This window comes from Microbacterium sp. SCPM-O-B-15248 (M128) (assembly GCF_058214835.1).
On sequence record NZ_JBYQLI010000003.1, the window covers coordinates 518,230 to 543,118 of the forward strand.

Genomic DNA, 24,889 nt, shown 5'->3' on the forward strand with positions numbered 1-24,889 from the left:
ACGTGACGGGCTATAACACGGTCGCCGACCTCTACCTCGAGCGCGGCTTCCTGCCGATGCCAGTGCGCGCGAAGCGACCCGTCCCCGTCGGCGCCACTGGCCGCAACGGCACCGTCACACCGGAGAAGGTCGCGGAATGGGCCCAGAGCGGCTTCCGCTTCCAGGAAGACGGGCAGTGGTACACCCAGCCCGCCGAGACGGCGAACACCGCCCTACGCGCAGGTCCCCTCGAGGTCCGCCTCGACATCGACGCGTACGGCGACAAGAAGGGCGACGCCCAGCTCGCGGAGCTGGAAGCGAAGCTCGGGCCGCTGCCCGGCACTCCCTCCTCGACGTCGCGCGGGATCGACTCGCCCGCCCGGCAATACTTCTTCCTCCTGCACGAGCCGATCGAACTCGTCGGCAAGGCCGCCGACGACATCGACATCATCCAGGCCCGGCATCGCTACAGCCTCGTCTGGCCTTCCACGAACCCCGACGCCGATGGAGCGCCGTACGCCTGGTACGACGCCGAGGGTGCGCCGATGGACGGGCCGCCCCACATCGACGACCTCGAGTACCTCCCCGAGGCGTGGGTGGACTACTTCCGCCTCCCCGACGCCGAACACTCGCACGGCTCTCGGCAGTGGGACGGGGAGATCCCCGCGGTGGCATCCGCCGACGAGGAGCGCAAATTGCGTGCAATCGTCTCGATGCTGCAGGAACTCCCCGACGTCCACACCCCCGGCTCGGGCTGGCACGACACCGTCGTCCGCGCCGCCGGGTGGCTCGCCCGCATCGCTCGCTCCAACGCGTACGCGCTCACCTTCGACGCCGCGCGCGACCTGCTCTTCCAGCACACGCCGCTCGACGACTCGCAGGGCGGCGCGTCCGACCTCGAGGTGCAGTGGCAGTCGATGATCCGTGCGACGGAGGGGCAGTACGAGGAGCCCCCCGCCGTCTCGCGGCCGCTGCTGGAGTGGACCGGCTTCCCCATGCACATGCCCTACCCGGCGATCGACGGGCACCCGTTCGTCGCCGTCTGGGCGCACGCCCCGGAGCCCGACCTCGCCCCCTCGCATCGGCGCGCGATGATGGACGCGCTCCTGGCCGCCGGGGTGAACGAGACGGAAGTGGCCACCCTCGTCTGGCACTCCGGGGCCGCGAAGGCCGCGCCGACGATGTTCGGCGGCATGGTCATCGACGACCCCCACGGCAAGGCCCTCACGATCGACGAACTCTGGGCCGAGGTGGATGCCGCCAAAGCGGGCCCCGCCCCGACCGTCGACGAGCCCGCTGCTGTCGTGGAGATGCCCGTCGTCCAGCCCGCCGCACCGAAACGACTCTCCTTCCTCACGCCCGAGGAGCGCGAGGTCGCCGAAGCTCACGACTGGTTCGGCGCCCGCTTCATCGAGTGGGCACAGAAGACGTTCTCCACCGTCAACCTGCCCTACTACCGGATGAACCGCTGGGTCGTGCTCTCCATCGTCTTCGGATCCAAGGGGGTGCTCCCGAAGAAGGGCGCGATGGACCGCCCCCTCAACCTCTACACCTGCACCGTTGGACGCACCACCTCGGGAAAGTCCGAGGCGCTGCGCGCGATCAAACAGATCATGCGCGCCTATTACCTCGCGGCCGACAGCCCCGACATCGGCGGCAACCACACCAACGACTCCCTCCCGAAGACCCTCATCGAGCTGGATGGGAAGTCGACGTGGTTCAACCTCGACGAGGCACACACCAAGATCCCGATCTGGCGACGCCCCGGCAATTTCAGCGAGCTCCCCGGGATCATCACCGCCGTCTACGACGGCGAGGTTGGCAAGGTCTTCCGCAACACCAACGCCGACATCTCCGGGAAGGACGCTCGCTCCTACCTGACCGTCTCGCTCATGGGCACCCCGCAGGGCATGGCCGACGTGATGGGCCCCGAGGACTGGGAATCCGGCTTCCTCAACCGATTCGTCTGGGCCATCGGCGACGCGCCCGACGACTCGATCGCCACCATGGCCGGCGACTGGGTCGGCGAGGAGGACCTCGACGACGAGGAAGCCGTCAGCAGCGGCAAGCAGATGTACCAGCAGTGGGCGGCCGAGTTCGGATCCGCCGTGATGAAGGTCGCCCGGCAGGACAACAAGCCCGTGCGGATGAAGATGCCGCGCGAGGTCATCGACAGGCACAGGACGTTCGTGTCCGACCTCGCCCGCATCGGGCACCACGGCCCCTACGCCGATAGGCTCCGGCCCACCTTCCGCCGCCTCAACGAGACCATCCTCCGCTGCGCCGCTCTCGTCGCGCTCTCGCGCGGACGATCCCGCATCGAGCTGGGGGACCTTCTGATCGCGCTCGAGCAGGCGGAGGAGTGGGCCACCAACATCCTCACCATGGTCGAGGCCACCGACGAGAGCTTCCGCACCCGCGAGGTCAACATGATCGAGCGCGCCGTGCTCGACAACGGCGGCGTGATGCTCCTGCAGCAGATCCACGGGCTCCCGCGCTTCCGCAACCGAAGGCGCGACGTGCTCGACCTCATCGAAGAACTCATCGCGCAAGGACGCGCGACCTGGATGGACGGAACGAAGACGACGCTCATCGCGAAAGGAGTGGTGACCGGTGGCTAATCACTGGAAGGCCGCGAAAGAGGCCGACGAAATCTACCGGCGCGTCGATCGACTGCAGCCGGACCGCCGTGCGCGCGCCGTGGAGATCCTGGGGTCGCACGGACTGTGGTCCCTCGCCCAGATCTCGGCGATCAGTGGGGCGGGGATGCACGAAGTCCGGCGGCTCGTGACGAAGAAGGACTCCACCGGCGGCCGATTCAACCCCGAGACGCTCACCTGGATCCTCGAAGACCTCGCTCTCCGTGACCGCAACGAGACCAACGACGTCCTGACCACCCGGATCGTCAACGCCGGCACGAGTGAGCTCATGCTTGCGCGCATCTTCGACGTGCCCGTGGCATCCGTCCGCTCCCAGGTACGCCGCGGCCGCGCGCGAATCGAGGTCGGCGATGTCTGAGGTCCGACCGCTCCCGATCTTCCCCCCGGTGTGGGTCGAGGGGCGCGACGCACTGCTGCGCGAGGCGAAGGCCTCACTCAACCTGCCGTTCAAGATCCTGCCGTCGCCGGCGGCCGCCGCTGGGCCCGCGCGCGTGCTGGCGTTCGGCGCTGTGCCGGACTTCATGTGCGAGTTCGTCTACATCCGCCCCGAGAACGTCGATCGGCTGGAGTCGGTGCGAGGAGCCCTGGAAGCCTGCCTCACCGCGCCGTCGACGCATCCGGGCGTCGTCACCGAGGAGCGGTGGTTGAGCGCTGTGATGGGCGCTGAGGTGCGGCTGGTGGCCATCGAGCCGCTCGTCAAGGAGCCCACGCCGGCTCCTTCCGTGAGGTTCTACTGATGGACGCCATGGCCGTACCGGTCGGTCTCGCCGAGGTCGAGGAGTCCGACGTCGAGCTGGACGCCGCGGGCGGGAGAACGAAGCCCCGGTATCCAATGGACCCGGACGAGCTGCAGCGGGTCTACGACCGTGTCCGCGCCTACCGCGCCGAGAAGAGGGCGCAGAAGGAGGCGAAGGAGCGCGACAAGTCCTCCGATGCCACCACCACGATCGAAGTCGTCGAGTTCGCGCACGAGCTGGAGGACCCGGCTGCCGCGTCAGGGGCCGTAGGCACGCTCGCCCGGCGACTCCTCGGTCACGGCTGGGAAGTGGAGATCTCGCGGTCCATCGTCCACGTCCCCGCGGTGCTGTACGCCGCCGACAGCGATGAAGGCGATGACGACCCGCACCTCGCCGGGGACATCCGCTTCGAGGAGCACGACCTGGAGACCATCGTCATCCAGGCAGCGAAGCGCGCCGGCGGCCAGATGCTCGCACTGCAGGGAACGTGGGAGCGCAAGCATCGGGAGGGAAAGAAGCCCACCTCTGACTTCAAGGGCGCACACACCTACGACCCGATCCTCGGCCGAGAGTGGCGCACCACGCAGAAGGATCCGCGCAAGCCGCGCGCGTGGGAGAAGGTCGAGGGGCTCAGTCCGCCGCTCGGCCTCGAGCAGTGGCTCGACATGATCGCACCGAAACCGCCGAAGCCCGTGAAGAAGGCCAAGGCATCCGCTACCGAACACCCAACAGAAGGAGAATCTGCATGACACTCGCACCCGCCCCCGAGTTCGCCCCCGCCATCCTGCTCCCCGTCCCGGTAGATCCGGCACCGCGAGAGTGGGAGCGACTCCTCGCCCTCTCGGACGACGCGTTCCACGACGAGGTGAGTGAGGACTTCTACCAGACGACCTCGTACCGGAGCCCGTTCCTGCACCCGCGGGTCATCGAGCGCACCTGGACGACCCTCAACCACGCCCTCATCCGCGTCGACGGAGAGATCAAGGTGCGCGCCGAAGACCCCGCCGTATCGGCCGAGGCGTACAGGCGAACCGTGAACTACCGCGCCATGGTCATCCGCGTTCTGCTCATGCTCGAAGGGCACCCGAACTGGCCCGTCGGTGGCTCGCGAAGCAAGCGCTCCGAGGGCCAGCACTGGCGCCTGGTCGCCCACCGCCTCGCCGAAGTCATCGAAGGAGGGCCGGACGACGACGCGCTCGACGAGCTCATCGCCGTCGAAGACATGACCGTCCGCGCGTGGCTCGAGCGCCGCCGCATCAAGGACCCGTCCCGCCGTCACGTGCCGGTCAAGGAGGACTTGCGGTGAGCCTCGAGGACCGCACCAACGAGGAGATCCCCCTCGCCATGGGTGGGCAGGGCACGCTTTCCGTCGACGTCGACAGCGACTCGCACATCTGGCCGGAACCGTGGGTCTGGCTGATGTTCGACGGCGTGCGGAATCACTGGGCGCGCCTGACGCTTGAGGAGGCTGGCAAGCTGCACGACCGGCTCGGGTTGATCCTCGGGCGCGTCGAGCATGCCGCCGTCGAGGGCGCATTCGACAAGCTCCATTGGGGCTGCAACAACGACGATCACCGCCAGGCCTACGGCGAACTGTCGATCGCGCTCGGCTATCGGCGGGCGGCACCAGAGTGACCCGCCTCCTCGCCTTCGACCCGGGGGAGACGACCGGATGGTCGCTCTGGTACTACGACCCTGTGACCCCGCTGCAGCTCCTCGAGCACGGGCAGATCGGCGGGGGCCTCCGTGGGGTCGGGGTCTTCGCGAAGCGGTGGCTCGACGAGCGTGAGTGGCCCGATGAGATCGTGACCGAGCTGTTCATCGACGACAAGCGCACCGAGCGGCCGAACGTCACGCCCCTGCGCGTGGAGGGAGCGCTCGACGCGCGGTTCGGCGTGGAGGGCATCCCGATCGCCGGGCAGCGGAACACGGCGAAGGCGAACGCGCCGGACGACCTCCTCAAGGCGCACCAGCTCTGGTTCGTCGGCCAGCCGCACGCGACCGACTCGGCACGCCACGCGATCGCGTTCCTCAAGGCTCGGCAGCATCGGCCGACGGTGCGGCGCTTCTGGCCGCCCCGAACTCGACCTGCCGCCGTGCCGGTCTCGACGTTCGCGCCGGCGGCGTGAGATAGCACGCAAATGAGAAGGCCCCCGAGCTCAGCGAGCCGGGGGCCTTCTCGTGCGGGTTACTCGCCCGCGTAGGTCTCGGTCGGGGTGTTCGCCTGGGCCACGAGGAAGCCCGATCCGGCGAGGAAGACGTACACCGCGTTGGCGACGGTGAGGGGCGTCGGGAGGTCGACGCCGGGGATGACGCCGTAGCCGACGGCCGCGGCGCCGAGCGCGAGACCCAGGCCCGCGAAGCCCTGGTAGATGCGCTGGCGGACCTTGCCGTCGGGGATGACCTGCTCGAGGTTGATCTTGGGGATGCTCATGCTCTCTCTTTCGCTGGGGCTGGGCTGACGGCCGCGGAGTCTAGAGCTCGTCAGAGGAGCTTGAGGCTTCCCAGGTCGAAGCCATGCTCGGTGACGTCGAAGATCATCAGGCCGGGGCGCGAGTCGCGGCCGGCGGTGAGGCGGTAGTGGTCGGAGCCGTTGTCCACCGTGGGGGCGCCGAGCCACATTCGCTCGCGGCCAGTGAAGGGGTTCTCGCCCGCCACGCCGGCGCCGTACGTGTGGTAGTGGCCGGTGACGAGGACGTCGGCCTTGGTAACGGCCTGGGAACCGAACGCCTGCTTTTCCCACCAGGCGATCGCGCCGCTGGGGTTGAACTGCGAGCCGTGGACTGCGCCGATGGGCGTGCCCATGAAGTCGACGCAGATGGACTCGTCCCACTCCGAGGGGAAGTGCCAGTTGACGGAGATGCCGGCCTCGGCGGCGAGCTTGCGGAGCTGCTTGTGGGTGAAGACGCCGAAGTCGTCCGTGGGCTTGCCGAGGAGCTGCTTGCCCTTGCGCCAGGCGGAGTGATTCGAGGTGACCACGCCCACCTCCGTCTCGGCATGTTCGTGAGCCAGGCGGACGAACTTCCACATCTCGGTCGCGTAGCAGTCGAGTTGGTCGGGGAGGGAGAGGTCGTTGGTGAACATGGGGTTGCCCCCGGACTCGAAGTTCTCGATGCCGTCGCCCAGGTCGAGCACGAGGATGCGCTGGGGCCTGCGCGCGCCGAGCTCGGCGTCCAGGCGGCCGCGGATGACGTCGAGGCGCTCGAGGAGCTCGGGGGTGCCGCCGCGGCGTCCGGTCTTGCCGATCTGCGGGTCGGCGACCACGACGACGGTGCCGCGCGCAGCCGGCGCGACGGGGCGGATGTCGCGGATGCGCTTCTCGGCCTCGCGGTACAGCTCCGGCAGGGGGAGCTTGTCGATGAGCAGCTCGGTGCCGGTCTTGGACCAGGCGGCGATCTTGTTCGAGCTCTTGTCGTCGCCGTACGCGATCGCGCGGATCGAGATGTTGAACAGGTCCGGGTTGTCGCCGGACTGTCGGATGAGGTCGCGAGCGTCGTTGATGTCGACGGGGCGGTTGCGGATGAACTCCAGGCGCTTCGTGCCGTCGGAGTTCGTCGTGCTGGAGCTGGACTCACTGGGCGCGGCCGCGGCGTTCTCGCGGCCCGGGTACTTCCCGGCGCGCGCGAGGTCGCGGTACTTCGAGACGAACCCGGCCGAGACGTTGAAGCGCTCGGCGATGGCGTCGCGCTTCTCGTCCGGGTTAATGAGGGCGTCGTGGAACTCTTCGAGCTCCAGGACGTCGGGGCGAGCCTTGTAGTGCTCCGTCATGGGCACCTCTCGGTCAAGGGGCGATGCGCTCCAGGAGAGCGATCTGCTGCTGGTACTGGGCGATCGTGTTGAGAAGGAGGATGGCGCCGGTGACGATCACGCCGACCGCGCCGACGATGGAATACCAGGGTGCGCGGCGCGCCTCCTTCTTCGAGGACGCCTCCTTGAGCACGAGGATGTCCAGGTCGATGCTGGTCAGCCGCGTCTTGATCCCGACGATGTCGGAATCATGCCCGTCGACGCGGCCGTCCAGCTCCTTCACGTCCTCGCGGACGCTGCCGTTCGTCTGTTCCTGCAGAGCGATGTGGCGCTCGATCAGTCCCATGAGGCCCGCGATGGAGTCCTTCATCGTGAGGACCTCCGCGTAGACCTGCTGGGGCGGGATGCGGACGGAGCCGTTGTCGGGCGCGTCGGTCATTGGGCGTGTCGTTTCTTGGTCAGCGGCGAGCGTGAGTCACGTCAAGCCCAGCGGGGGCCCCACGGCACGTTGCCGGCGTCGAGGACGCGGCCGTCGTCGAGGAGACGCTTGCCTACAGGAAGGAGTCGGGTCTGCTCGTAGCTGAGGCCGTGGGCTTCGACTGCCATGCGGAAGTCGTCCTTGCCGAGCTGATTGATGAACCGGTTTCCGGAGATTCCGATGGCGTTGAGGGCCTTGCTGGCGCCGCCGGTGAGGTGGGTGATCCCGCCGTCCCCGATCAGGAACTCTCGGTCGAGGTGCTGGCTGTAGATGATGCGCATGTCGTCCTCCTCGGACGTGTCGGTGGCCGCCTGGCCGATGCTTTCGTTGCGGTGGTTGTCGCGTTCGGGGAAGTATTCGAGGTGCCACCGCTCGACGAGCTTTCCGTCGCGGTAGACGGTCCAGAACCACCCGTGGTCGTTCCAGATGCGCATCTGCGCATCGGAGGTGTCGTCGGTGTCGACAGCGAAGCCGAAGCAGTGAACGGACTTGTCGCCAGGGAGGGCGATGGGAGCCCAGGGGCCGCCACGCAGGTAGCGGAGGTAGGCCGCGTAGTTCTTGTCGGCATCCTCGGGGGACCGCCAGGCCTCGTTGATGTCTGCGGCGCGGCCGAACGCCGAGCGCATGTCCCGGTCGACGCGCGCGAGCGACGCCGCGGCTGCCGGCGCGAGTCGGCCACGGCCAAGGCCGATGTCGACGGCTTGCGACCAGGGAAGCGCGGGCATTAGAGCGCCACCTCGACGAGCTGACCGGCCTCATCCAGAGCCACGTAGACGACCTCGCCGTCCAGTCGCGTCGTGAGGATGCGCGGGGCGCCGGTCGCCTGCAGTGTCGCGATCAGCGTGGAGTCTGCGTACTCCGCGGGGTCAGCCATCTTGTTTCCTCTCCTGTCCGTGCGGCGCGGAGTCTAGGGGTGGCTGGAAACGAACCGCGCTTCCCTAGGCCGTGGTCTCGTACTGGTATGTAACGGAGAGCACGGAGTTCTGCCCCCACGTGGCAGGGAAGGTGGGCCCCATCCATCGGGTCTGGCGCTGAGTGTTGCGGAAGATGAGCTGGTGGCGAGGGGTGCTCAACGGGGAGGGCAGGGGCGCACTTGTGACAGTGCCGCGGTAGAGGCCGCCGCTGATCTGGGCGATCGCCTCGCCGGCTCCCCATAAGCTCGTCGTGAGGAGGCGGCCTGCGGGGTAGCCCGGGACATTGGGCAGAAACGGGCCGTACCCGTTGCTTCCGAAGTCGGTGGTCGAGCCGAACACGAGAACGCCCGACACGGTGATGACCTTGCCGTCCACCCAGTAGCACCACGCCTGCTGCCCGTTTCCCGGTCGGAAGGTCTGGCCGCTGTCGGTGGCCCAGTCAGGAGTGAAGCTCAGAGCGACGAATGTTCTCGTGACACGCCACCCCGTCGATTCAAGAGTCTCGATGACGCGAGTGTCGCTTCGGTAGATCTGATCGCCCGGGGCAAGGCCCTCGATGGCCTTCACGGCGTCGACGTCGCTGGCCGTGGCCACGAACCTGCGGCGCGTGCGTGCGCCGTCGCTTCGGCCGGACAGTGCGGCATCTGCGGCCGCACCCATGATGGATGCGGTGATGTGCCAGTCGATCGGGTCTTCCGGCCCCGGAAGCCAGACCGCGTTGGGGAGGATGCTGCCCATTAGCCCCGCCGCCACCGCAGATTGAGGCTGAGCACGTCGGGCGCGGCCCAGACGAACGGCTGGTCGGACTGGAGGTAGGCCAGCGCGGCCGTGGTGGCGGTGTCGAACATGGTCGCCGCTTGCGTGAATGGGCTGGTTCCCGTGCCGACCACCGCCCCGGAATAGTGGTTACCGGTCGAGGCGTCGTAGGCGGAGCAGGTTCCGATGATGGACACCGAGCCGTTGATCCACGTAGGGAACGGGAGCACTAGACGGGCGCTCGAGCCGCCGGCGGGCATCGTCGTCGAGCTACCGAGGGTGAAGCTGCCGGTGAGGGTGATCATGTCGCCCGATACGCTGTAGAAGAAGTTCGAGGCGCCGTTGCCGTTGTTGATTCCAGTGTGGGCGAGGGGCCAGGCGATCGGCCTCGTCGTGCGGACGACCTTCCAGGCCGCGCCGTCATACATCTCCCACCACGCGGTGTCCTCCACGAAGACCTCGTCGCCGTTGATGGGCGGGGTGGTGGTGGCGAGATCCGTCTTCTCCGTCTGATTGGCGACGGTGTAGCTCTTCGGCTGCCGCTTGCCGACTCCGAGACCGCCGATCGCGTCAGAGAAGGACTTGGCCACGTCCTGCATGAGCTTGGCCGGGTCGACGAGATCCTGCGCGTCCGGGACCTTGACGCCGTTGGGGAGTGTGATCATCGAGTCACCGCCTGGAGCTGGAGCTCGAGCGCGATGATGCGGCGCTCGTAGTCCACGATGACTTCCTCGAGCTTGCGCTCCCACTCCTTCGATTCGGGTCCGAGATTGGCGTTGGCTCCTTTGAGTGCCACGGTTCCTCCTGGGTCAGACAGCGGGGGCAGTAAGGGCGAGCGGGCGGATCGCGTAGTCGTGGCAGGTCAGCCCCGAGTAGTCCGAGGCGTACTGCGCGAGCGTGCGGTTCGTCCCAGGCATGTCGCTGAGGCGGGTGAGTTTAGAGCAGGTCAGCGTGCCCAGACCGCTCGCGTACGAGACGCTGTCGACGCGGAAGACGTTGCCCTCCCAGGTGATGAGGGAGCCGGGCGCCACGGCCCACCCGCCGAGGGCGCCCATGGGCATCCGAGCGGTGAGTGTGACGGAGGGGCCGGAGGTGCGCTGGGCGACCCAGGCGGCGGCGTTGTAGACCTCGCCGATGTTGCCGATCGCGATATTGGTGACGGTGCTGCCGGTCTCGACCCGGGTTTCGCGCGGACTCGCGCCGGAGGGGAGCGTGACGTCGGTCGGCTTGGTCGACACGCCCGTTCCGAACAGGCGGAGCACCGCGTAATCGCTGCTGTTGCTCGACTCGCCAATGCGGAATGGGCCCGCCACGCCCGGAATTGCTCGGCTGGGTCCCGTGAGCTTCATCGTGGCGACGCCATCGACGACGGAGACGGTGAGGCGGCCGCCGTAGTTGGTCCACTGGACGGGGCTGACCGGGTAGCCGTCCTGCGCCGTGATGTAGTACCGCCCCGCGGTGCCAGCCTCGAGTTCGGCGTACCCGTCGAGGTATTGCGGCTGCTGGATGATGACACCGCGGGCGACCTTGGTGTTGTACCAGGGTCGCGGGGATGCGAGGAAGCGGACGCCCTTCGGCACCGGCAGGTTGACGATGGTCGTCTGGCCGACATCGACAGAGTAGATCGACGTCGCCCGCCAGGCCTCGGCGCCGACGATGTCGAGGGCCTTCGTGCGGTGATTGGTAACGACCACTGCACGCGCGGCCGAAGCGCCGGAGATGGCGCGGCTGGCGCTTGCGCGGTGCGCGAGGTCGATCGTGCGTGTACCGGGGCGGCGCGCGATGATCCCGGCAGGAGTGGATGCGAGCTCGACCCCGCGTGCGGAGCAGACCTGCTTGACGTAGTCCCACAGTTCGCCGTCGAATGGGGCGATCGGCGACCCGGCGGGGAAGGTGGCTCCAGCATCGACGGTCACTGCGGGCCCGAGGGCGTAGTCGGCGCTGATCCAGGATGCCCACCGGTCGGACGTCGATCGTGCAACCACGAGATCGCGGATACCTTGCCCCGCGTTGGCCTGCTGAATGACCCACTGCTTCGAGTAGAGCGTGGCGAGCTCGCCAGCCAGGGGTGCCGAGGTTGCGGTGATGGTGGCAGAGGAGCCGGCGCTCGAGATGCCCGCCACCCGGACGCGGAGCGCGCCGTCGACGGCGGTGATCTCGATGCAGACCGTGACCGGTCGAGTGCGCGCCAGGGGTGCGATCTGGCCGGTGGTGGCCGTGGCGGTCTGGGTGGCTGCCGCGGAATCCTGGTGGATGATCGAGGCCGTCAGGGCGCCGGTGTTGGTGGTGAGGGAGGCGGTGACCGTGACGGTGGTGGGGTTGGCGACGTTGTAGGTGTCCCCGATCTTGCGGAAGCTGGGCCCGAAGGCCACTGAGAAGCTCGCCGAGGCGATCGCCGAGAACGGGGCGATCGTGAACTTGATGTAGGTCCGCTCGCGCCGATGTTGGATCGTTCCGCCGATCACGCGGCGCGGAAGTCCTGCGGGCGTCCAGTTGTCGGCCGCGACGTGGCGGCTGATCTCCTGGTAAAGGACCGTCTCGCCGCCCTCGCTGGCGTAGTCGGGCGACCCGTTCGCGGAGATCAGGGTGCGGTCCACAGTTTCGGGCTGGAGGATGTCACCCGAGCTGGAGACGCCGACCGTGTGACCCTGCAGGGACCAGTAATCGTCGGTCACGTTGGGGCCGGTCTGCCGAGTGATGCCCGCGGCCTGACATGCGACGTCGAGAGCGCTGAGGGGCAGGCCGGTTTCGATGCCGGGAATCTGCATCCGGCTCGAGATGAAGGCCCCGAAGGCGGAGTCCGCGTTGAGACTGGCCTGGGCGGGGCTAGTCATCCCGACGCGGTTCACGGTGACCGGAAGCGCGATGTCGAACCCCGGGACGGGATGCTCCAGGCCGAGGCGGTTGCCGTCCATGAGGTCGGTGTCCGCGTTACGGGTGACGCTCAGGGTTGCGTCACCGATGGAGGTGGTGGTGTCGCTGACAACGATCGGAGTGACCGTCTCCGTAACCGACCAGTCCTCGATGACGCCGAAGCTGCCGCTACCCGCGTTGGTGGCCTTCATCCCCAGTCCCCGATCTCAACGAGCTTCACCGAGAAGCCCTTGGATCGCAGGGACGGATCACGGGGTGCGTAGTTGAGCGTTTCGTTGATTCCGCCTGCGAAGCGCAGACCCCCCGCTCCTTCCCCCGACACGAAGGGCTGATTTTCCGCGACGATCGTCGCACCCTCGGGGACGATGATTGCTCGCATGGCGGCGAGGGAGATCGTGGAGTTGGTGGCGTCTGTGCGGGCGAGGAAGATGTCGACCAGGCGGTGTCCGGCGGAGTAGGCGAAGAGGTTCGTGGCCTGGAGGGAGAGCGTGCCGAAAGTCTCGACGGGGGCGAACGTGGTCGTCGCTTGGGTGCCGTCGGCCATGGTGGCCCGAAGGGCGACGACGCCCGAGCCCGTCTGCCAGCCATGGCATCCGAAGGCGAGCTGGTAGCCGGGCGGGATGAGGATGGTGAATCGGCGCGTCGGCGTTGCCTCCGTGCTCAGGTTCGTCGGGGCGTAGGTCACCGTACGCGTGGGGAGTCCGAGTAGGCCAGGGGTGGCGGTGGGCGTGCTGATTCGGGGGGTGGTGTAGATGTCGGGCCAGTCGCCGTCGGCGATGATCCCGGGCGTCGCCCACGCGGGGGAGAGGAGGTTGGTGTCCGCCGCGAAGGGGTCGACCCAGTAGAACGGCCCGGGTCCCCAGACTCCGTCGAGGAACTCCTTGACGACCCGGAAGCTCGCGGGGTTCTGGGTGGACCACTCGGCAACGCCTTCGCGGTGGGACGCCTTGGAGTCGTCGACGTAGACCCCGCCGCCCTCGAGGGCGATGAGGTTGGACCGCTTGACGTTGGACCAGGACATGCCTACGTCGGGCGCGGGGATGAAGACCTGCTTTTGGCGGTTGCCGAAGTAGATGGTGCTGCCCATCAGATTCCTCTCGAGATGCTGGCGTTGCCAGCGGATGCCGTCTTCGCCAGCTCGCGGCCGTCACCCCAGAGGACCGCCGGGCGCTGCGCGACGGCGTCTGCGATGCGCTCGACAGTGTCTTGGGTGAGGGAGACCGGCATGGTTCCGAGGCCCCCGGGGCCGGCGCCGAAGAAGTTGCCCGCGCTGCTGCCCGTGCTGCCGCCGTTCGCGTAGCCGCCGCCGGAGCGTCCGGCGGCGTGCCACCGTGCGAGGTTGTCGACGCCGTAGTAGCGGGTCGCCTCCTGGGAGAAGACGAACTCGCCCTTGTGGACAGGTCCGGCGACGTCGTATTTCGCACCGTCGCCGGTGTAGCCGCCGTCGGCGAAGCCGGCAAAGGGGTTCTTGAGGTCCTGGTCCCAGTTCCAGAGGTTGCTCCAGAACGTGCGTGCCATGTAGCCCCACGGGTCATCCTTCGGGGTAGTGAAGGTTCCGCCGCCGGCTCGATCGCGGCCACTCTTCTTGATGCCCTCCTGGACGCCGCGCCCGAGCGCCTCGCCCGCCTGGGTTCCCTGCGCCTGCGCCTCGTTGGCATCCGCTTCGATGTCGACGTCGATTTTGTGCTCAGCGTTCTTCGCCAGCCACTCATCGAGGGCGCGCTGGGCGGGGTCGACGTTCGCGTCGAGGGTGACGTTGCGGGGGAAGCGCTCAATGATGTCGCTGAACCCCTGGAACGCGGGGGAGAAGACGTTGCTCACTTCGGCCGAGGAGTAGCCCATCTGTGCGAGCTGCGACTCGAACTCTGCGCGGAGCTGCGCCGCCTTGGCCTGCAGTTCCTCTTGGCCCATGCCGCTGTTTGCGAGCGCGGTCAGGTACTCCTGATAGGCGGTCACCAACGCCATGACGTTCGACCGCGCGTTGACGGCGGCTTCCGAGTTCCCTGCGAGGGAGTAGTTGAGAGCGTCCTGCGCCGTGATGAGCTGCCCGTTCAGGGTGCCCAGCTCGGACCGCTTTGCCGCGGCGTCGGAGTCGATTTTCGCGATCTGGCTGGCGAGCTGAGATGCCCGGATCGTGTCGCCGTACTGGGACGCGATCGAGAGGGAGTATTCCAGGCCGGTGCGGTCGGCGCCGAGGCCGGTCAGCTCCGCTTCGGTGTCTCGGATCTTGCGGCGCAGGTCGTCGACGGACTTGGTGGCGTCCGCCGCCTCTTTTCGCATGCGACTGTACTGCGAGAGCACCTTGTCGTAGGCGATGCTGCTGCCGAATCGGAAGGTGACGGAGTCGGAGAGGACGGAGCCGAGGTCACGGGCGTAGTCCGAGACGGTGCGGACCTTCTCGCCGAGCTCGTTGACACCCTTGCTCGCCTTGCGGGAGGAGGCGTCGACGCTCTCCAGTCCCACCGCGAGGGAGTTGGAGGTGATGGTGGCGTCGGTGGCGGCCTTGCCGGTCGCCTCGATTGCACGCTGAACCATCTCTATGGCGCCGGAGCTCGCCCCGGTGGCCACGAGCTGCTGCTGGATCCCGAGAAGGAGGTTGGCAAGGAGCTGCGCGTCGCCACCCGCGGTTGCCGTCGCGGACCGGATGGCGTCCTGCAGCGCCTTCATGTTCGTGCGGCCGCCGGTGCTGTAGGCGGTGAAGTTGCGGCCGTTCTTCTGCATCGACTGGCCGAGCGCGAAGAGCGAACCCTCCAGGTCGGCCTGCGAGAGTGCGAACTCGTTGGCGGCGTCGACGGCGGCGCGGATCGCGTCGGCATCCGCGAGCATGAGCCCGGCCTGTTCGCCGGTGGCGTCGTTGGTGGTGGCCATCGCGTCGGAGAGCTGCTCTTGCGAGGTGGACGCGTTCAGGCTCTCCGCTGCGGCGCTACCGAGCAGGGTGAGCAGCAGGCCGATGCCGGTGGCGCCGAGGAGTCCAATGATGGCCACGCGCGCCGCGCGCGCACCGATGGCCGCGCGCTCGAGTCCCGCGCCCGCGGCCGTTCCGCCGACGCCGGTGGCGACGAGGGCGGGCGCGGCCTGTCGGGCCTGAACCTGCAGTCCGAACAGGGAGAGACCGAGGTTGACGACCTTGGCGATCGCCGGGGGAAGCTGGCCGTCGAGGCCGGCGACCGCGGTGCGCAGGGCCAGGAGCGAGGCTCCGGTGGCGGCCGCCCCGCCGACGATGAGGAGTAGGGCGCCGAGGAGCGTGGCGAGGCCGGTGACGACGATCCCGAGAAACTGCCCAAGCGGCGTCTGTGACAGGGCGGTGAGCACCTGGAGGACCTTTTGGCCGCCCACGATGAGTCCCAGGAGGGCCTGCAGGGTGGGTCCGCCCGCGGCATCAGCGAAGTTGGCCAGCTCGTTGACGAGGATCTGGATCTGAGCAGCGACCGTGCCGACGGTGACTGCGAACGCCTCGTCGAGGAAGCCGTTGTTGACGCCGTCCGCGGCATCCTGGAACGACTTCGACACGAGGTCGGAGTTGTTGGCCAGCGACAGAAGCACGGGCGCGACACGCTGACCGTCGAGGCCGAGCTGGCGCAGCGACAGGGTCGCGTTGTCGACGCCCGCAAAGCCCTCGGTGAAAGCGCGGAGGGCCTCCGAGGGGCGGGACTTCCATTCCGCGACGAACTGGTCGACGGTCATGCCCGAGATCGCGGCGTAGTTGCGCAGCTTCTCGCCACCCGAGGTCACCGCGCCGTCGATGGAGCGGAACATGTCCTGGATCGCCGAGCGGGCGCGCTCCGGCGGGACCTGGAGGGAGGCGAGCGCGGTCGCGAGGCCAACGGTCTCCGTCGCCGCGAAGCCGACCTGGCGCGCGTAGGGTGCAATTTCAGCGGCGACCGAGAGGATCTGGTCCTCAGTGGCCGCGGACTCCGTGCCCGCGAACGAGATGGAGCGGGCGAGCAGCTCGTAGCCGTCGGCGTTCAGGCCGAGGATGTTGACCAGGCGGCCCAGGCGGAGGCCCGACTGTTCGGCGGCGATACCCGAGATGGTGGAGAACTTCGTGACGGACTCGGTGTACTTCGCGACGTCATCCGCGGCGACGCCGAGCTGTCCACCGACCGCAGCGGTCTCGGCGATCTTGCCGAAGTTCTCGGGGATGCTGGAGGTCAGTCCAACGAGCTGATCGCGGAGCTCCGTGAGCTGGCCGATCTGCCCGGTGTCCACGTCGAAGCCGGTCGTGCGGCGCACGTCCGCGAAGGCGCGCTGGCGCGCGATCGCGACAGCCTCGTAGGCGGTGACCAGTCCGAGCAGTCCGACGCCGGCGACGGTGGCCGTGGTGGAGACGTCGTAGAGCGCGTAGCGCTGGCTGATGAGGTTCTCGGTGTGCTTCGAGCCGGCGGCCGTCGCGTTCGACAGCGCCTTGAACTCGTCGTCGAACGCTTTGGCGGCCGCCCTATTCTCGGCGGCGATGCGCTGACGATTCAGCAGACGCTCGGCGGCGGCCCGCTTGGCGGTGGCCGCCTCGGCCTTCGCTTCTGCAGCCGCAGCGTCCTTGATCGCGCGCGCGTTCTCGGCCTCGGTCTTGGCGGTGTCGTCGCTGAGGGTCTTGAAATTCTGGTCCCAGGACTGCGACGCGGTCTTCTCGTCGGCGCGGCGACGGGCGCGCGCGCGGGCGCGTTCCGCTTCGGCGGTGCGGTTGATGGCCGCTTCCATGCGCGCCTCGGCGGTGACCGTCTCGGTCGCGAGCTTGTCGCGCTCAGCGCGCTCCTTACGGATCGCCCCGATGATGTTCGCGCGCGAGGCGTCGTCGATGTCGAGGAGTCGCTGCTTCTCGGCGTCGCCGAAGTCGCTGAGCGGCCGGGAGCCCTTCTCGAAAGAGCCGGTGACCTTACCCTGCGCGTTCTTCGCGAACGCGTCCTGAGCGTCGCGGGCGGTCTTGAGCGCCTTCTTCCAGGCGTCGTCGGCGGTCTTCGCACCGGCCGCGGCGTCCGCGCCGGCCTTCTTGCCGCTGGAGCCGAGGCCGTCGAGGGCCTCCTCCATCTCGACGATCTTCTTGGTGGCGCGCTCGAAGTCTTTCCGGAGGTCCTTGTCGACCTGTTCGCCGAGGTCGTCGAGGTCTCGGCGCGCTTCACGGATGCCGTCGAGGACGACCTTGAGCTTGAGCTGTGCTTCCTGGTTGAGGCCCTCGATCACGAGATTCCCCGCAGGGACTCAGGAGTGATCGGCGCGCTCATGGCCGCGGAGTCTAGGGGTGTCGATCATCGTTCATCGCTTGGCGGCGTTTGGCTTCGGCTTCGTAGTACGGGCGTCGGAAGGAGCTCAGCGGCGCGCCGGACACGCTGAATGCCTCGGCGCGGATCTCCAGGCCAGGGGTCTTCTTGTCGCCCATTCGCTCGCGCTCACGCTCGATGGCGCTCTGGGCCTGACAGGTGACCTTGTTGATGCGGAACTGCAGGTCGGGGTCGTCGCTGCGGCAGATGTAGACGGGGTAGCCGCAGGAGCAGCGCTCATCCTCGAGGATCTGGTAGGCCTCGAGGAGGAGGAAGTCGCGATCCGTCCACGGCTCGGTCGGCTGGGTGCGGAAGATCAGCGAGGAGGGCCGGATGCCGGCCGTGATGGCCGCGCGGATGAGGTGGAGATACCTGGCCCCCGGCCCGGAAGCCAGGTACTCACTCAGAAATCCGCGTTGTCGACAGCCCCTTCGGCGATCGAGGTCTGGTACTGGAGCTCGCTGATCTTCGACGCGATGCGCGCATACTCGGAGTCGGGGAGCTGACCCTGCAGCTTCTCGGCGCGGTCGACGTCGAGGAGGCGGCCCTTGGCGCCGTTGGGAGCCTCGATCCCCGTCACGGCGCGCGACAGGATTTCAGCGGCGTAGCGCTTCTCGAGCGCCTCCGCCTTGTCGTCGGGGACCTCTGCGCCGACGGCGATGGCCAGGTGCTCGCGAGCCTTTCCCCGGGCATCATCGAGGATGACGCGGGGGAGGCCCTGGAGGTGGATCGTGCGCGCGGACTTGGCGAGCTTGCGCTGGAGATCCGAAGCTCGCTCCAGAAGCTCGTTCACGCGCTCGTCGATGTCGAGCACCTCGGCGTCCTCCTCGGAGGCACCGGCCTTGATGAGTCGCTGACGCTTCTCCGCCAGGTCGGCGATCTCGCCGATCACACCCCAGCGGCGCTCTCCGTCGGGCATCCGGACGCCGCTGATGACACGGAACCTCGGCTCGGTGCCGCCGAGCTGCTTGCCGGTGGGCTCGTCGAGGAAGATCGTGACGGAGGCCTGGAGCTTGGGGCGCTCTTCGGCTTCGACAACGAGATCGAAGCCTTCCTGGGCCTCCGCCGCGATCTCTTCGGGGGTACGTTCGGTCATTCTGAGTTCCTCTCTCAGGGTGTTCCTGCCAGCGCGCTTTGCGTGCTAACTCAGGAGGCGGTGACGGTGATGGCCTTCGGGGTCGAGTCGGTGGCGCCCGGGTAGGACGCCGTGATGTTCGCGGTGCCGGCGCTCTTGAAGAGCACGACACCGTTGGGCAGAACCTCCGCGACGGCGGGGTTCGAGGACGTGTACTTCACGCCCGCGGTGACCGCCTGGCCCTGGTACAGCGCGCCGAGCAGGCCAGCCCCGCCGACGACACCGCCGGAGGTGCCCGTGAGCGAGACGGCAACGGCGACGGCGGGCGGGATGATGTAGTTCACCAGCACGTCGTCCTGCGCCACGAGCTCGGTCGTGATCGAGTAGCCGGTCTGGCGGCGCTCGGGGTTCTCGGCGTCCGTGATGACACGGAAGAGGTTGATCTCCTGGCCAGCCGCGAGGGCGAGGCCCTGCGCGATGCCGAAGCGCTGCGCCACCGCGAGGCGGGTGCGAGGCTTCTTCACCGCGTTGTGGGCGATGCGCTCCGCCGAGGTGGTGTCATCGTTGGTGGGCACGAACGTCGAGATGTTGCCGCCGAAGTTCGGGTACCCGAGCGACTGCGCGCCCGCCTCGTCGGCGAAGGAGCGGTCGTCGGTCTGCTCGGATGCCTGGATGCCGAAGTCGGTGCCTGCGATGCGGACGCCGGCCGAGACGTTGAGCAGGGCCGAGAGCTGGGCGAGCGTGGGCGCGACCCAGGACGGGATGGAGGTCTCGGGGCCGATGAACCAGCCGACGTTCTTGTTGGAGAGGATCTTCTCGTTGGGCATGGGTCCGGCTCCTTACGCGCCCAGCGCGGCGGCGATGTTGACGATGTTCTTGGGCACGAAGTTGAGGGCGATGGTCTGCTCATCGCCGTCCCCGTAGCCGGGAACCGGCTGGCCGGTTTCGGCGTAGAAGTAGGACCAGTCCTCGCCAACGACTGCGGCGTCAGTGTTGCGGCGGCCGAGGCGGTGCGCGAGCACGTAGGGGAGGCCCTGCACGCGCGTCGAGATGCGCGCGAGGTTGAACACCGATGCGGACGACAGCGCCCGGTCGGCGTCGAGGAAGACCGTGAGGTTGGCCTGGAAGTTGAAGAACGTGAGCGCTTCGTTGCGGCCGACCGAGGTGATCGTGCGCGACGTGGAGCGCTCCGAACCGGTCAGGCCGAGGGCGAGGTCGTCGCGGATCGCGCCGGACAGGTTGCCGCCGAGGGTCGGGTTGGCCGCGGAAGGCGCGGTCTTGGTGATGTAGCTGTCCAGGATGGCCTTCGTCGGCGCGTCGATCGGGGCGACGGAGCCGTTGGTGGCGTGGACGAGCTGGGGGACACCCGCCGCGTTCAGGAACGCGGGGATGGCGAGGACGGTCTCATTTCCGGGGAGGAGCTTCACTTCTCGGCCTTCCGGGTCGGGGTGGGCGCCGGCTCCTCGCCGGACGAGGTGGGGTCCGAGGTGTCCTCGGCGGGCTCGCTTTCGACGAGCACGAGGTCGGGGAAGAACCGCGCGAAGTCCTCCGCGTAGTCCCCAACCAGATCGGTCTGGGTGTTGCGGTAGGCCCGCACGTCGTTCGTCATGGGCGCGGAGTCTAAGACCGGCCCTCGGTGATCATCCGTTCAGGCCGATGGGAACTTCTGCGTAGATCACGCGCACGAGACGCACGATTGCGCCGGAGGAGTCTCTCTCGGTGATGCGAGTACCACCGAGGGAGCGGACCTCGCCCGACCCGGCGCTGGGCTTCTTGCCGATGAGGCGATCCCAGACGCCCTTGAACGCGCGACGGAGGGAGGCGCTGCGGGTGGCGTAGATCATGACGGTGATCGGCATGACGTGGGGCTGTTCGTTCTCGCTGGCGGTGAGGGTTCGACTGGAGCCGCGGCCCGGGCGCTCCGTGATCGGCGTGCCGAAGTGGACGACCGCGTAGGGGAGCACCTCGTCGCCCTCCACTCGGAGGACGGTTCCCTGCGGCACGGCGTCCTCCCAGACGCGGCCGCCCATGAGTGAGCCGAGGCACTGGCCGCCCAGGATGAAGTCGGCCTCTTCGGTGCCGTCGGTGCTCATCGGGTGCTCATTCCGCTCAGGATGCCGCGGAGCTGCGAGATGCCCCAGGAGTAGGTGGTGCCGAGGCTGCCGATGGCCTCGATGTGCTCGGTTCCCCACTCCTGCAGGGCGAAGTAGTCCGCCCACTCCTGGATCCAACCCCAGCGGAGGGTGACCGTGCGCTCTTCCTGGTCGACGTCGATGTCGAAGTCGATCGCGTCGTGCATGCGGCCAGTCTCGTAGCGACCAGCGTGGACGCCCTTGCCCGCGGCGACGCGCGCGAGACCAGTGCGAGTGACGGCGCGGAGCAGCTCTTCCTGCATGCGCTCAGACAGGCTCTCGCCGAGGACGGCCATTTCGCCCGCGGCCTCATCCAGGAGAACGTCACCGTACAGCTCGACGCCGGCGAACAGGGCCGACGGGTCGAAACCAGCGAAGGAGAAGGACGAGGGCATCAACCCTCCTTGACGGTGAGGAACAGGAAGGGCGCGTTGTCGGTGGAGGCGCTGATGTGCGTGATCGGGAGGCGCGCACCGGTGAGCTTCTGCGATCGGCCGCCGTTACGGACGACGACGACCGCGCCTTCGTCGGGGATGAGGTGGTCGCCCACCTCCATCTCGATCGTGACGCGGTGCGTGCCGACGCCGCGGCTGTCGCTCGAGGTGGCGATCTCGCGCGCGGAGAGTTCCCGGATGCGGGCGCGACGGTCGTAGACCAGGACCTCGTCCGGGGTGCCACCTTCGATGCGGTCGGTATCCGGGTTCCAGGAACCGGGCTCCCCGGGGGTGACGATGTCGATCGAGCCGCGCAGCTCCTTGCGGATAACGGCGACGGCGGACTCCGGCCACTCGGTCGGGTCGCTCAGGGGAAGGAGTGCGGGCGCCATGCGGCGCAGTCTAGGACCGCGATTGCGTGCTAATCGCCTTCCCCTTCTTCGTTGTCGGATTGAACTCCCGGTGCAGAGCGACGAGCGTGGGATTGCGGCGGATCTGCGCCCAGACCTGTTGCCAGGCGAGGACGTGCTCCGCGCGGTTCGGGATGTCCTTCGAGATGTTGTAGATCTGATCCGAGTTGAGACCCAGCTCCTCGCGCACCCAGGTGGCGGGCTGCCCGTCGGCGAGAAGCTGCTGCGCACGGGCGCGCACGTCAGGGGTGAGCCCGGATGCGGTCATCGCCGCTCCCTGATAGTGACCGTCGAGCCGCAGCGGGCGCACTCGATGGCGTGCGTCGAGAACGCCCAGCCGCCGCCGGGCAGATCGCGCGCTGATACGCCATCTCGGGCGGGACGCCAGCGGTGGCCGCGAAGCAAGCAGACGAGGCGAGCGATCATGTCTCGATCTTCCCTTCTGCGTGGTCGTGCTCCTGCACGGTCGGGGCGCAGGCATGTTCGCCGTAGTAGCAGTCGGCGTGCTTCTCACCCTCACCCCAACCCGGCTCCTGCTCCTGCACACTCGGTCCGGTCACCGCGACCACTCCAATGCGATGAAGCGACCACGCGGGCGGTCGGCGATCATGTCGGGCTCTCCCTCGACGAGACCCGCCTCGATCTGGCGCTTCGGCCACTCCACGGCGGACCGTGAGTCCCAGTGCCAGCCGTGTTCACCGCAATAGCACGGGCTGATCTTCGCCCACTGCCACTCCGGTTCACCTAGCGCCGCGAAGTGCGTCGGCGCGTCATCGACCTCGGACGGATCGCCGTATCGGTAGCCCGTCTCGTCGTCGAGGTGCTGCCAGACGTCGAGCATGAGCATGTCCAGATCCGGCAGGTTGCGGTAGTCGAGCCGCACCACGATCTGACCCTCGTCTAGCGTCTGAATCTTCATGTCGTGCTCCCGTCCCCGTGGTTGTTGATCATCGCTTCGAACCACGCTTCCGCCTGGTCACGGCTCAGCTTCGACGGGCCGTGCATCAGGTCGAGCACTGCCCGGTCCCACGTCGCGTGGCAGTTGCCGCAGGGGCACATGCGCTCGCTCATTGGTCCTCCTCGGTACGGATCGTGTGGTCCTGCGCCCAGCGGAAGGCCTCTCCACCGCTGCCGAAGAGCGCGCCACACTCGCAGCGCTTGCCACCCCCGGCGAGGCTCCACAGGTAGGTGAGAATGCTTGCCTGGCAGAACGGGCAGTGGATGACCAGCGAGGACTTGCCCATCTGCGCTCGGTGGTCGCTCGTGGTGAACTTAGCGCGCTCGACGTTCGGCAAGCTGCGGTCGGCGAATCGGATCGGCTTAGGCATTCTGGTCCCCATTCAGGTGGTCCGTGGGCCGCCGATCGCCGTCGACGGTCGTGGGGGAGCCGACGAGTTCGTACAGGGCGATGGCGGTGTCGACGTCCATGGCCCAGACGAGTCTCACAGCTCCCACTCCGGGATCTCGTCGACCTTCCAGCGCTCGATGTCGTCGGCGCTCATGCCCTGGGCGAGAAGAATGTGCCCCTCGGCGTTGACTGCCACGATCCAGAGCGCGCCGCGGTTCTCGCCGGCCGCGAGGACGACCTTGTCGTCGTAGCTGTCGCGGCCGAAGTAGCCGCTGCAGAAGCCGTACAGCTTGTCGCCGGGAGAGAGTCTCATGCGGCCTCCTCCGTCAGCACGACGGGCTCGCTGGAGGCGTCGAGCTGGTTGAGGTCGATGCGGATCAGACGGGGGCCGAAGCGACGGGCCTTGATGTCGCCGCGGGCGATCATCCTTCTCACGGTGTCCTTCGACACCTTGAGGTGAGCCATGACGTCCTGGATGTCGCCCCAGCGCGGGGTCGCCGGCGCGGCTTCGGCTTCTGCGGTCGTGCTCATATACGTGTCCTCTCGGTTTGCATGCAATCAAGGTATCGCATGAGACCGCTCGGCGCACCACCTATGCGCGCTTGGCTGCGGGGAACGGCATGCGATCGGCCAGCTCCGCCTCGCGGCCGGTCGTCTTCTGGTAGGCCATGGCGGCCGCGGTCGTGCTGTGCCCGAGGAACTCCATGGTTTCCGCGATCGTCGCGCCGCCCTGTGCGTACATCGTGCCGGCGAACGCGCGGAGGTCGTGCTCGCGCGAGATGTAGTCCCAGCCGCCCTCCGCCTTCGCGACGCGCAGCCCGGCGGCATCCCGGGCCTTGTTCCACGCGTCGTTCCACTGAGCGTTGTGGAGGAACTCCGAGTTGGGTCCGGGCGGAAACAGGAGGGAGGCCGGGGAGCGCTCTACGAAGCGCTGGAGGTGGGCCTCGACCTCTTCGGTCGCCGCGGCGGGCAGGGTAACCAGACGCGAGGCGTCCTGGTCCTTGTCCTTGAGGGGCTCCACCACCCAGCCCTGCTTCGGGACGTGATAAGCCTGGCGGGAGGTGTGCACCTGATACCGCGAGCCGACCTTCTGCAGGTCGCTTCGACGCAGCGCGCGCCACTCGCTGAGCCGGTTGCCTCCGTATGCGGCGAGGATGATCGCGAACCGGAAGCGCGGCTCGATCGCCTCGAGCATCTTCTGGAGCTCGCCCATCGTCGGCGGGCGATGCTTGATGCCGGTCTTGGACATGGCCATCGCTGACTCGACGGGGTTCTTCGTGATGATCTCGTCGATGATCGCGGTGTTGAGAATCGCCCGCAGCAGCCGGGACTCGTTGCCGGCTGCAGTGGCGGCCACCGCCGCGCGCTCGGTGTGCCACTCGCGGACACGGGCCGGGGTGATCTCTGCGAGGGAGAGGTCTGCGAACGGGGCGAGGCCGCCCCTGACCTGCAGCCGGTAGTCGTACTGCGTCTTCGGGCTGAGGGGCTTCCCGAGCCGATTGCGTCGCTGGCTGACCCAGGTCTCGGCGTAGGTCGCGAAGCGCTGCGCCTTGGATGCCGCGGCCTCACGCTCGAGGCGCGCGACGCGTTCGCTCGGCGACTCCCAGGTGCCGTCGAGGATCGACTTGTGTACCTTGTTGAGCCACGCGCGGGCATCCGTCTTCGTGCCGAACGTGATGGAGACGCCCGCCTCCGTCTTGGCGGTGTAGCGCTCTCCGTCAGGACCGATGTACCGCGCCTGCAGGCGGCCGCTGGGGAGTGCTCGTATGGATCCCCAAGCATCCGTGCGGGCGCGCTTCTCCTTCTGTGCGACCACTAGAGTCCTCTCGTGTCGTGCCCTCTACGTGCCCAAGCGAGCGCGATTCAGGGCCGTTTCGAGCCTACTCAATCAGTTGCTCTTCGCACAATACTCGCGGAATTGCGCGGCTTGCTGCCTAGTGCTGTTTAGAGCGTGCCCACGCAAATCGAACTCTTAATCAGTGGGTTCTGGGTTCAAGTCCCAGGGGGTGCACCGATAAACCGCCTCTCATCAGGTCTTCACTGGTGAGAGGCGGTTTTGTATTCCCTGGCCCAGTCAGGATCGGGTTATC

Annotated in this window: 33 protein-coding genes; 7 read left to right on the top strand and 26 right to left on the bottom strand. The window is 67.9% G+C overall.

Going from position 1 to position 24,889, the window contains the following annotated elements:
- Positions 1-2 precede the first annotated feature (2 nt).
- The 7 genes from AC3E6M_RS08040 to AC3E6M_RS08070 are packed head-to-tail and all read left to right on the top strand — an operon-like array spanning position 3 to position 5,505.
- Positions 3-2,600 carry a bifunctional DNA primase/polymerase gene (locus AC3E6M_RS08040; protein WP_490529592.1) on the top strand — a complete coding sequence of 866 codons (2,598 nt, stop codon included), beginning with the start codon at positions 3-5 and terminating at the stop codon, positions 2,598-2,600.
- Positions 2,593-2,997, top strand: a complete 405-nt coding sequence (locus AC3E6M_RS08045) for a hypothetical protein (RefSeq protein WP_490529593.1) — start codon at positions 2,593-2,595, stop codon at positions 2,995-2,997. The genes AC3E6M_RS08040 and AC3E6M_RS08045 overlap by 8 nt, the downstream gene beginning before the upstream one ends.
- Positions 2,990-3,376: a hypothetical protein gene (locus tag AC3E6M_RS08050; protein ID WP_156496009.1), complete on the top strand. Its 387-nt coding sequence runs from the start codon at positions 2,990-2,992 to the stop codon at positions 3,374-3,376. The genes AC3E6M_RS08045 and AC3E6M_RS08050 overlap by 8 nt, the downstream gene beginning before the upstream one ends.
- Positions 3,376-4,125 (top strand): hypothetical protein, encoded by a 750-nt coding sequence (locus AC3E6M_RS08055; RefSeq protein ID WP_490529595.1) that lies wholly within the window; start codon positions 3,376-3,378, stop codon positions 4,123-4,125. Before AC3E6M_RS08050 ends, AC3E6M_RS08055 begins: the two co-directional genes overlap by 1 nt.
- A complete protein-coding gene (locus AC3E6M_RS08060) occupies positions 4,122-4,682 on the top strand; it encodes a hypothetical protein (RefSeq protein ID WP_490529597.1) in 561 nt (186 codons plus the stop codon). The genes AC3E6M_RS08055 and AC3E6M_RS08060 overlap by 4 nt, the downstream gene beginning before the upstream one ends.
- The gene (locus AC3E6M_RS08065; RefSeq protein WP_490529598.1) at positions 4,679-5,011 is read left to right on the top strand and encodes a hypothetical protein; all 333 of its coding nucleotides are present in this window, start codon (positions 4,679-4,681) and stop codon (positions 5,009-5,011) included. Before AC3E6M_RS08060 ends, AC3E6M_RS08065 begins: the two co-directional genes overlap by 4 nt.
- The gene (locus tag AC3E6M_RS08070) at positions 5,008-5,505 is read left to right on the top strand and encodes a hypothetical protein (RefSeq protein WP_490529599.1); all 498 of its coding nucleotides are present in this window, start codon (positions 5,008-5,010) and stop codon (positions 5,503-5,505) included. Before AC3E6M_RS08065 ends, AC3E6M_RS08070 begins: the two co-directional genes overlap by 4 nt.
- A 59-nt stretch (positions 5,506-5,564) precedes the next feature.
- On the opposite strand, the gene AC3E6M_RS08075 is transcribed toward AC3E6M_RS08070, so the two are convergent.
- The 26 genes from AC3E6M_RS08075 to AC3E6M_RS08200 all read right to left on the bottom strand — a co-directional run bounded on the left by AC3E6M_RS08075 (position 5,565) and on the right by AC3E6M_RS08200 (position 24,615).
- The gene (locus AC3E6M_RS08075; RefSeq protein ID WP_490529600.1) at positions 5,565-5,810 is read right to left on the bottom strand and encodes a hypothetical protein; all 246 of its coding nucleotides are present in this window, start codon (positions 5,808-5,810) and stop codon (positions 5,565-5,567) included.
- Positions 5,811-5,860: 50 nt separating this feature from the next.
- Positions 5,861-7,144, bottom strand: coding sequence for a hypothetical protein (locus AC3E6M_RS08080; protein WP_490529601.1), 1,284 nt, complete (start codon positions 7,142-7,144; stop codon positions 5,861-5,863).
- Positions 7,145-7,157: 13 nt separating this feature from the next.
- On the bottom strand, positions 7,158-7,562 hold the full coding sequence (locus AC3E6M_RS08085) for a hypothetical protein (RefSeq protein ID WP_490529602.1): 405 nt from the start codon (positions 7,560-7,562) through the stop codon (positions 7,158-7,160).
- Positions 7,563-7,603: 41 nt separating this feature from the next.
- The gene (locus AC3E6M_RS08090; protein ID WP_490529603.1) at positions 7,604-8,326 is read right to left on the bottom strand and encodes a hypothetical protein; all 723 of its coding nucleotides are present in this window, start codon (positions 8,324-8,326) and stop codon (positions 7,604-7,606) included.
- Positions 8,326-8,475: a hypothetical protein gene (locus AC3E6M_RS08095; protein ID WP_490529604.1), complete on the bottom strand. Its 150-nt coding sequence runs from the start codon at positions 8,473-8,475 to the stop codon at positions 8,326-8,328. The genes AC3E6M_RS08090 and AC3E6M_RS08095 overlap by 1 nt, the downstream gene beginning before the upstream one ends.
- Before the next feature lie 64 nt (positions 8,476-8,539).
- Positions 8,540-9,253, bottom strand: a complete 714-nt coding sequence (locus AC3E6M_RS08100) for a hypothetical protein (protein ID WP_490529605.1) — start codon at positions 9,251-9,253, stop codon at positions 8,540-8,542.
- Entirely contained in the window at positions 9,253-9,936 is a 684-nt protein-coding gene (locus AC3E6M_RS08105) for a hypothetical protein (protein WP_490529606.1), read from the bottom strand. The genes AC3E6M_RS08100 and AC3E6M_RS08105 overlap by 1 nt, the downstream gene beginning before the upstream one ends.
- Positions 9,933-10,067: a hypothetical protein gene (locus AC3E6M_RS08110; protein ID WP_490529607.1), complete on the bottom strand. Its 135-nt coding sequence runs from the start codon at positions 10,065-10,067 to the stop codon at positions 9,933-9,935. The genes AC3E6M_RS08105 and AC3E6M_RS08110 overlap by 4 nt, the downstream gene beginning before the upstream one ends.
- Before the next feature lie 13 nt (positions 10,068-10,080).
- Positions 10,081-12,336, bottom strand: a complete 2,256-nt coding sequence (locus tag AC3E6M_RS08115) for a hypothetical protein (protein ID WP_490529608.1) — start codon at positions 12,334-12,336, stop codon at positions 10,081-10,083.
- The gene (locus AC3E6M_RS08120; RefSeq protein ID WP_490529609.1) at positions 12,333-13,232 is read right to left on the bottom strand and encodes a hypothetical protein; all 900 of its coding nucleotides are present in this window, start codon (positions 13,230-13,232) and stop codon (positions 12,333-12,335) included. The genes AC3E6M_RS08115 and AC3E6M_RS08120 overlap by 4 nt, the downstream gene beginning before the upstream one ends.
- Complete coding sequence (locus tag AC3E6M_RS08125; protein ID WP_490529610.1) at positions 13,232-17,323, bottom strand: phage tail tape measure protein; 4,092 nt, start codon at positions 17,321-17,323, stop codon at positions 13,232-13,234. The genes AC3E6M_RS08120 and AC3E6M_RS08125 overlap by 1 nt, the downstream gene beginning before the upstream one ends.
- Before the next feature lie 52 nt (positions 17,324-17,375).
- Positions 17,376-17,519 carry a hypothetical protein gene (locus tag AC3E6M_RS08130; RefSeq protein ID WP_490529611.1) on the bottom strand — a complete coding sequence of 48 codons (144 nt, stop codon included), beginning with the start codon at positions 17,517-17,519 and terminating at the stop codon, positions 17,376-17,378.
- A gap of 284 nt (positions 17,520-17,803) precedes the next feature.
- Positions 17,804-18,496, bottom strand: a complete 693-nt coding sequence (locus AC3E6M_RS08135) for a hypothetical protein (RefSeq protein ID WP_490529613.1) — start codon at positions 18,494-18,496, stop codon at positions 17,804-17,806.
- A gap of 50 nt (positions 18,497-18,546) precedes the next feature.
- Positions 18,547-19,302, bottom strand: coding sequence for a phage tail tube protein (locus tag AC3E6M_RS08140; RefSeq protein ID WP_490529614.1), 756 nt, complete (start codon positions 19,300-19,302; stop codon positions 18,547-18,549).
- A 12-nt stretch (positions 19,303-19,314) separates the two neighbouring features.
- Entirely contained in the window at positions 19,315-19,902 is a 588-nt protein-coding gene (locus AC3E6M_RS08145; protein ID WP_490529615.1) for a phage tail tube protein, read from the bottom strand.
- Positions 19,899-20,084: a hypothetical protein gene (locus AC3E6M_RS08150; protein ID WP_490529616.1), complete on the bottom strand. Its 186-nt coding sequence runs from the start codon at positions 20,082-20,084 to the stop codon at positions 19,899-19,901. The genes AC3E6M_RS08145 and AC3E6M_RS08150 overlap by 4 nt, the downstream gene beginning before the upstream one ends.
- A gap of 31 nt (positions 20,085-20,115) precedes the next feature.
- Positions 20,116-20,568, bottom strand: coding sequence for a hypothetical protein (locus tag AC3E6M_RS08155; protein ID WP_490529617.1), 453 nt, complete (start codon positions 20,566-20,568; stop codon positions 20,116-20,118).
- A complete protein-coding gene (locus AC3E6M_RS08160) occupies positions 20,565-21,002 on the bottom strand; it encodes a hypothetical protein (RefSeq protein WP_490529618.1) in 438 nt (145 codons plus the stop codon). Before AC3E6M_RS08160 ends, AC3E6M_RS08155 begins: the two co-directional genes overlap by 4 nt.
- The gene (locus AC3E6M_RS08165; protein ID WP_490529619.1) at positions 21,002-21,433 is read right to left on the bottom strand and encodes a hypothetical protein; all 432 of its coding nucleotides are present in this window, start codon (positions 21,431-21,433) and stop codon (positions 21,002-21,004) included. Before AC3E6M_RS08165 ends, AC3E6M_RS08160 begins: the two co-directional genes overlap by 1 nt.
- 10 nt (positions 21,434-21,443) lie before the next feature.
- Positions 21,444-21,719, bottom strand: a complete 276-nt coding sequence (locus AC3E6M_RS08170; protein WP_490529620.1) for a hypothetical protein — start codon at positions 21,717-21,719, stop codon at positions 21,444-21,446.
- A gap of 288 nt (positions 21,720-22,007) precedes the next feature.
- Positions 22,008-22,370, bottom strand: a complete 363-nt coding sequence (locus AC3E6M_RS08175; RefSeq protein WP_490529622.1) for a hypothetical protein — start codon at positions 22,368-22,370, stop codon at positions 22,008-22,010.
- A complete protein-coding gene (locus AC3E6M_RS08180) occupies positions 22,367-22,522 on the bottom strand; it encodes a hypothetical protein (protein ID WP_490529623.1) in 156 nt (51 codons plus the stop codon). The genes AC3E6M_RS08175 and AC3E6M_RS08180 overlap by 4 nt, the downstream gene beginning before the upstream one ends.
- On the bottom strand, positions 22,519-22,779 hold the full coding sequence (locus AC3E6M_RS08185; RefSeq protein WP_490529624.1) for a hypothetical protein: 261 nt from the start codon (positions 22,777-22,779) through the stop codon (positions 22,519-22,521). Before AC3E6M_RS08185 ends, AC3E6M_RS08180 begins: the two co-directional genes overlap by 4 nt.
- A 114-nt stretch (positions 22,780-22,893) precedes the next feature.
- Positions 22,894-23,112 (bottom strand): hypothetical protein, encoded by a 219-nt coding sequence (locus AC3E6M_RS08190; protein ID WP_490529625.1) that lies wholly within the window; start codon positions 23,110-23,112, stop codon positions 22,894-22,896.
- The gene (locus AC3E6M_RS08195) at positions 23,109-23,330 is read right to left on the bottom strand and encodes a helix-turn-helix domain-containing protein (RefSeq protein ID WP_490529626.1); all 222 of its coding nucleotides are present in this window, start codon (positions 23,328-23,330) and stop codon (positions 23,109-23,111) included. Before AC3E6M_RS08195 ends, AC3E6M_RS08190 begins: the two co-directional genes overlap by 4 nt.
- 61 nt (positions 23,331-23,391) lie before the next feature.
- Positions 23,392-24,615 carry a tyrosine-type recombinase/integrase gene (locus tag AC3E6M_RS08200; RefSeq protein WP_490529627.1) on the bottom strand — a complete coding sequence of 408 codons (1,224 nt, stop codon included), beginning with the start codon at positions 24,613-24,615 and terminating at the stop codon, positions 23,392-23,394.
- Positions 24,616-24,889: the final 274 nt, after the last annotated feature.

What these genes read in the sequence shown, in the direction of transcription:
- AC3E6M_RS08050 (WP_156496009.1), top strand. Translation starts at nt 2,990, where the DNA reads ATGTCTGAGGTCCGACCGCTCCCGATCTTCCCCCCGGTGTGGGTCGAG.
- AC3E6M_RS08055 (WP_490529595.1), top strand. Translation starts at nt 3,376, where the DNA reads ATGGACGCCATGGCCGTACCGGTCGGTCTCGCCGAGGTCGAGGAGTCC.
- AC3E6M_RS08060 (WP_490529597.1), top strand. Translation starts at nt 4,122, where the DNA reads ATGACACTCGCACCCGCCCCCGAGTTCGCCCCCGCCATCCTGCTCCCC.
- AC3E6M_RS08075 (WP_490529600.1), bottom strand. Translation starts at nt 5,810, where the DNA reads ATGAGCATCCCCAAGATCAACCTCGAGCAGGTCATCCCCGACGGCAAG.
- AC3E6M_RS08080 (WP_490529601.1), bottom strand. Translation starts at nt 7,144, where the DNA reads ATGACGGAGCACTACAAGGCTCGCCCCGACGTCCTGGAGCTCGAAGAG.
- AC3E6M_RS08085 (WP_490529602.1), bottom strand. Translation starts at nt 7,562, where the DNA reads ATGACCGACGCGCCCGACAACGGCTCCGTCCGCATCCCGCCCCAGCAG.
- AC3E6M_RS08090 (WP_490529603.1), bottom strand. Translation starts at nt 8,326, where the DNA reads ATGCCCGCGCTTCCCTGGTCGCAAGCCGTCGACATCGGCCTTGGCCGT.
- AC3E6M_RS08095 (WP_490529604.1), bottom strand. Translation starts at nt 8,475, where the DNA reads ATGGCTGACCCCGCGGAGTACGCAGACTCCACGCTGATCGCGACACTG.
- AC3E6M_RS08100 (WP_490529605.1), bottom strand. Translation starts at nt 9,253, where the DNA reads ATGGGCAGCATCCTCCCCAACGCGGTCTGGCTTCCGGGGCCGGAAGAC.
- AC3E6M_RS08105 (WP_490529606.1), bottom strand. Translation starts at nt 9,936, where the DNA reads ATGATCACACTCCCCAACGGCGTCAAGGTCCCGGACGCGCAGGATCTC.
- AC3E6M_RS08115 (WP_490529608.1), bottom strand. Translation starts at nt 12,336, where the DNA reads ATGAAGGCCACCAACGCGGGTAGCGGCAGCTTCGGCGTCATCGAGGAC.
- AC3E6M_RS08120 (WP_490529609.1), bottom strand. Translation starts at nt 13,232, where the DNA reads ATGGGCAGCACCATCTACTTCGGCAACCGCCAAAAGCAGGTCTTCATC.
- AC3E6M_RS08130 (WP_490529611.1), bottom strand. Translation starts at nt 17,519, where the DNA reads ATGGGCGACAAGAAGACCCCTGGCCTGGAGATCCGCGCCGAGGCATTC.
- AC3E6M_RS08135 (WP_490529613.1), bottom strand. Translation starts at nt 18,496, where the DNA reads ATGACCGAACGTACCCCCGAAGAGATCGCGGCGGAGGCCCAGGAAGGC.
- AC3E6M_RS08140 (WP_490529614.1), bottom strand. Translation starts at nt 19,302, where the DNA reads ATGCCCAACGAGAAGATCCTCTCCAACAAGAACGTCGGCTGGTTCATC.
- AC3E6M_RS08150 (WP_490529616.1), bottom strand. Translation starts at nt 20,084, where the DNA reads ATGACGAACGACGTGCGGGCCTACCGCAACACCCAGACCGATCTGGTT.
- AC3E6M_RS08155 (WP_490529617.1), bottom strand. Translation starts at nt 20,568, where the DNA reads ATGAGCACCGACGGCACCGAAGAGGCCGACTTCATCCTGGGCGGCCAG.
- AC3E6M_RS08160 (WP_490529618.1), bottom strand. Translation starts at nt 21,002, where the DNA reads ATGCCCTCGTCCTTCTCCTTCGCTGGTTTCGACCCGTCGGCCCTGTTC.
- AC3E6M_RS08165 (WP_490529619.1), bottom strand. Translation starts at nt 21,433, where the DNA reads ATGGCGCCCGCACTCCTTCCCCTGAGCGACCCGACCGAGTGGCCGGAG.
- AC3E6M_RS08170 (WP_490529620.1), bottom strand. Translation starts at nt 21,719, where the DNA reads ATGACCGCATCCGGGCTCACCCCTGACGTGCGCGCCCGTGCGCAGCAG.
- AC3E6M_RS08175 (WP_490529622.1), bottom strand. Translation starts at nt 22,370, where the DNA reads ATGAAGATTCAGACGCTAGACGAGGGTCAGATCGTGGTGCGGCTCGAC.
- AC3E6M_RS08180 (WP_490529623.1), bottom strand. Translation starts at nt 22,522, where the DNA reads ATGAGCGAGCGCATGTGCCCCTGCGGCAACTGCCACGCGACGTGGGAC.
- AC3E6M_RS08185 (WP_490529624.1), bottom strand. Translation starts at nt 22,779, where the DNA reads ATGCCTAAGCCGATCCGATTCGCCGACCGCAGCTTGCCGAACGTCGAG.
- AC3E6M_RS08190 (WP_490529625.1), bottom strand. Translation starts at nt 23,112, where the DNA reads ATGAGACTCTCTCCCGGCGACAAGCTGTACGGCTTCTGCAGCGGCTAC.
- AC3E6M_RS08195 (WP_490529626.1), bottom strand. Translation starts at nt 23,330, where the DNA reads ATGAGCACGACCGCAGAAGCCGAAGCCGCGCCGGCGACCCCGCGCTGG.